This is a genomic window from Moritella sp. (genome assembly GCF_033791185.1).
Classification (GTDB): Bacteria; Pseudomonadota; Gammaproteobacteria; order Enterobacterales; family Moritellaceae; genus Moritella.
In genome coordinates, this window is the sequence record NZ_JASJHF010000095.1 from 1 (window position 1) to 3,768 (window position 3,768).

At 39.7% G+C, this 3,768-nt stretch carries 4 protein-coding genes; 2 read left to right on the plus strand and 2 right to left on the minus strand.

Annotation, left to right across the window (positions count from 1 at the left end; genetic code table 11):
* The first annotated feature begins 84 nt into the window (after nucleotides 1–84).
* A complete protein-coding gene (locus QNK26_RS05930) occupies nucleotides 85–564 on the plus strand; it encodes a glutathione peroxidase (RefSeq protein ID WP_319221500.1) in 480 nt (159 codons plus the stop codon).
* Nucleotides 565–747: 183 nt separating this feature from the next.
* Nucleotides 748–2,691 (plus strand): exoribonuclease II, encoded by a 1,944-nt coding sequence (locus QNK26_RS05935; RefSeq protein ID WP_319221502.1) that lies wholly within the window; start codon nucleotides 748–750, stop codon nucleotides 2,689–2,691.
* 57 nt (nucleotides 2,692–2,748) lie between these two features.
* On the opposite strand, the gene QNK26_RS05940 is transcribed toward QNK26_RS05935, so the two are convergent.
* Nucleotides 2,749–3,306, minus strand: coding sequence for a GTP cyclohydrolase (locus tag QNK26_RS05940; protein ID WP_319221504.1), 558 nt, complete (start codon nucleotides 3,304–3,306; stop codon nucleotides 2,749–2,751).
* 201 nt (nucleotides 3,307–3,507) lie between these two features.
* Nucleotides 3,508–3,768: GTP cyclohydrolase I (locus QNK26_RS05945; RefSeq protein ID WP_319221506.1), on the minus strand; the 261-nt coding region annotated here is incomplete at its 5' end.

Below are 3,768 nucleotides of genomic sequence, written 5' to 3' on the forward strand. Positions count from 1 at the left end.
CATATTAATATCACAACAACCATTATATTGTGCACAACCTATTTAATTGCACTTCTATTTTTTATACTTATAAGGGTACTTACGATGACGAAACTTTATGATTTCGAAGTAACAACAATCACAGGCGAACAGAAAAAACTCAGTGATTATGAAGGCCAAGCAGTACTGATCGTAAATACCGCCAGTAAATGTGGGTTTACCAATCAATATGCTGAATTAGAAGAGTTACAGCAAACTTATGCGAGTAAAGGCTTAGCTATTCTTGGTTTCCCTTGTAATCAGTTTAAGCAACAAGAACAAGGATCTGATGCTGATATCAACACCTTCTGTCAGCTGAACTTTGGCGTTACCTTTGATATGTTTAGCAAAATTGATGTTAATGGTGATAATGCCGACCCGCTATATAAGTGGCTAAAATCAGAAGCAACAGGTCTGTTAGGTAGTAAAGCGATTAAGTGGAACTTCACTAAATTTTTAGTTAACCGCGACGGTGATGTTGTCGAGCGCTTTGCACCAACACTGTCACCAAAAGGCATGATAAAGGACATTGAGAAGCTATTGTAAGCTGGTAGCTATAATACAAACTATTTAGCAGTAACAATCACTTAGTTAAATAGTTTGTAATTTTTATAGCTAAAGTTAGCTATTTAACATTACTGTTTTTTACAACAAATCCCCCGCATCAGGGGTGGCACTTCGCCCTTCTCTGTCGTATAGTATGCGCAATTCATTATAGGAAGGCTTTACATGTTTCGCGACAATCCACTACTATCTCAATTAAAACAGAATATGCGCCAAAACACTCCTAGTGTAGAAGGCACAGTTAAAGGCACTGAACGTGGTTTTGGCTTCCTTGAAGCGGATGATGGCGAAAGCTATTTCATTGCTCCGCCGCACATGAAGAAAATCATGCACGGCGATAGAATTAAAGCATATATCGAAACCAACGGTGATAAAACATCAGCAGAACCGGATAGCTTAGTTGAAGCTAAGTTAACCCGTTTTATTGCGCGTATTAGCATTACTAAAAACAAACTGACTATTGTTGCTGATAGCCCTGTTATCAACGTGCCAATTAAAGCAAAATTAGTTGGTTTAGGTGAGCAGAAAGTGAGTGATGGTGATTGGGTTGTTGCACAACTTAAATCTCACGCATTAAAAGACGGTAGCTTTGCAGCAGAAGTAACAAGTTTCGTTGCCACTGAGACCGATCCCAATGCACCATGGTGGGTTACATTAGCACGTCAAGATTTAGCTAAAGACGTACCAGCTATGCCTGATTCGGTTGAATTTAACGATGACACAGCACGTGTTGATCTTACCGATAAAGCATTCTTCACTATTGATTCAGCTTCGACTAAAGATATGGATGATGCACTGCTTGTTGAAAAAACAGCAGAAGGTAATTTAAAAGTAACAGTTGCGATCGCCGATCCAACCTCTTATATCCCAGCTGATTCAGCACTAAACAAAATTGCGGCAGAGCGTGCTTTCACTGTGTATCTACCGGGCCGTAATATCCCGATGATGCCACGTGAATTAAGTGACAGTGTTTGTTCATTAGTTGCTGGTGAAAAACGCCCAACACTATGCTGTACTTATACAATTAACCAAGATGGTGCACTGGCAGAAGAATTCGAATTCTTCACGGCCTGGATCACCTCGCAGCACAAATTGTCTTATACGCAAGTTTCAGATTGGATTGAAGAAGTATCAACTGAATGGCAACCTGAAGCGCAATTAGCTGAGCAATTACAAGCACTGGCTACGTTTGCACGTCACCGTCAACAATGGCGTAAAAAGAATGCGATCGTATTCCCTGACCAACCAGATTACAGCTTTGAGCTAGACGAGAGTGGTAATGTACTTGCTATTCACGTTGAGCATCGCCGTATTGCTAACCAAATGATCGAAGAAACAATGGTTGCAGCTAACATTACAGCGGCACGTTTGTTCCGTAAAAATGGCGACATAGGTGTATTTAATACCCACGCAGGCTTTGATCCAGAGAAGATTGACTTGGTTGTTGAACTACTTGCTGAGCACGGCATTGAATGTACCAAAGAGCATATCCAATCTCTACCTGGTTATGTTGAAGTACAAGGTTTATTAGCTGAAAAAGCGAATCCTGCTTTAGACAGTCGTTTACGTCGTATGCAAAGCTACAGCTTAATTAGCGCAAGTGCAGAACGTCACTTTGCAATGGGCTTAGAAGGTTATGCAACATGGACTTCACCAATTCGTAAATACGGTGATATTCTTAACCATCGCCTAATTAAAGCAACATTAACTAAAGGCACAGCACGTTCTGCAACAGAAGATGAAGTTATCTTAATGTCAGAACGTCGCCGTCAGCACAGAATGGCTGAACGTGATATCTCGTCTTGGTTATATGTTGATTACCTCACACCAGCAGTAGAAAGCAAACAAGCATTCGAAGCCAGTATTATGGATGTTAACCGTGGTGGTTTACGTGTGCGTTTACTTGAAAATGGTGCGGTTGCATTTATCCCTGCTAGCTTATTACATGATAATAAGAAAGAAGTTAAATGCTTAATCGAAACAGGTCAAATTAGTATTAAAGATCAAGTTGAATATAGCTTAGGTGATGTGATCAGCGTTAATATTGCCGAAGTTAACAAAGAAAAACGTAATATTTTGGCTAAACCAGTTGAAAAAATAGCTGGTTAATCAAACACATATTAATGTCCATATGACGATTAGCTAGGGTAAGGTCACTTACTCTAGTTAAATCATAAACCCTGCCCCACCCCAATGTCGTTGTCGCTCGGTATTCAATTGCACAATTAACTTAAGCGCATTATTTGGATCTATCTGCCAATTAACATTAATATCTGGATTTAACGCAGTAAACTCCGTCAACATTTGTTGTAAATGCATTAGCATCACCGTCGTCACTTGTTCTCGTGTTGGTACATCGATAACAAATTTAAAAGCTTGTAACTCCATCATTTGATATTGTTCTAATACAAAGCCTAAATCTGCTAATTTTTGTTCATACTTAAGCTGCTCCTTTACCAGTGTTACATCCACACTCGTTTGCCGATCTAAGTTGATCGCGTTGGCATAAATACCATCCACATTGACTAAGCCCTGCGTCGAATTATCCTCATAAAGAGACAATAACGCCGCGTCCACAGCGTAACTACGATTGGAATTGGTTACGATCAAACTCATTATTGCCGTTAAGCAAACAACAAAACCGCACAATAATAACTGTTGTGCAAAATGCTGGTGGCTGTAGCGTAACTGCCATAGTATCGTTAGTTTTAATATCGGGTTCATTTCAGCTGCTCATTTATTATCAATGAGACTATTAAAGCAAACAAGTGTGGCGATTAAATTACACTAAAATGATGAACAAAGATGAATTATGACCAAATATGGCAATGCGGAAAATAAACCTAAACTGCAGAGTGGAAGCACTCGAGAATTACAGTTTAGGTTAATCATATAATAACAAGTGCTATTAACGACCTGTATCAACTAACGACAGTGCAAAAACTCAGCTCTTGTTTCTGGACGTGATTTAAAAATACCACCCAGCGATGTCGTGGTTGTTTCGCTTGTTGCATCCATCACACCACGCGCTTTTACACAATAATGCGTAGCCGTAATACTCACGGCAACATCTTGCGAATCAAGCAAGGTTTGCAGTGCCACTAAGATTTGTTGCGTCAAACGTTCTTGAACTTGCGGACGGCGTGAAAAGAATTGCACAATGCGATTAATTTTTGATAAGCCGAT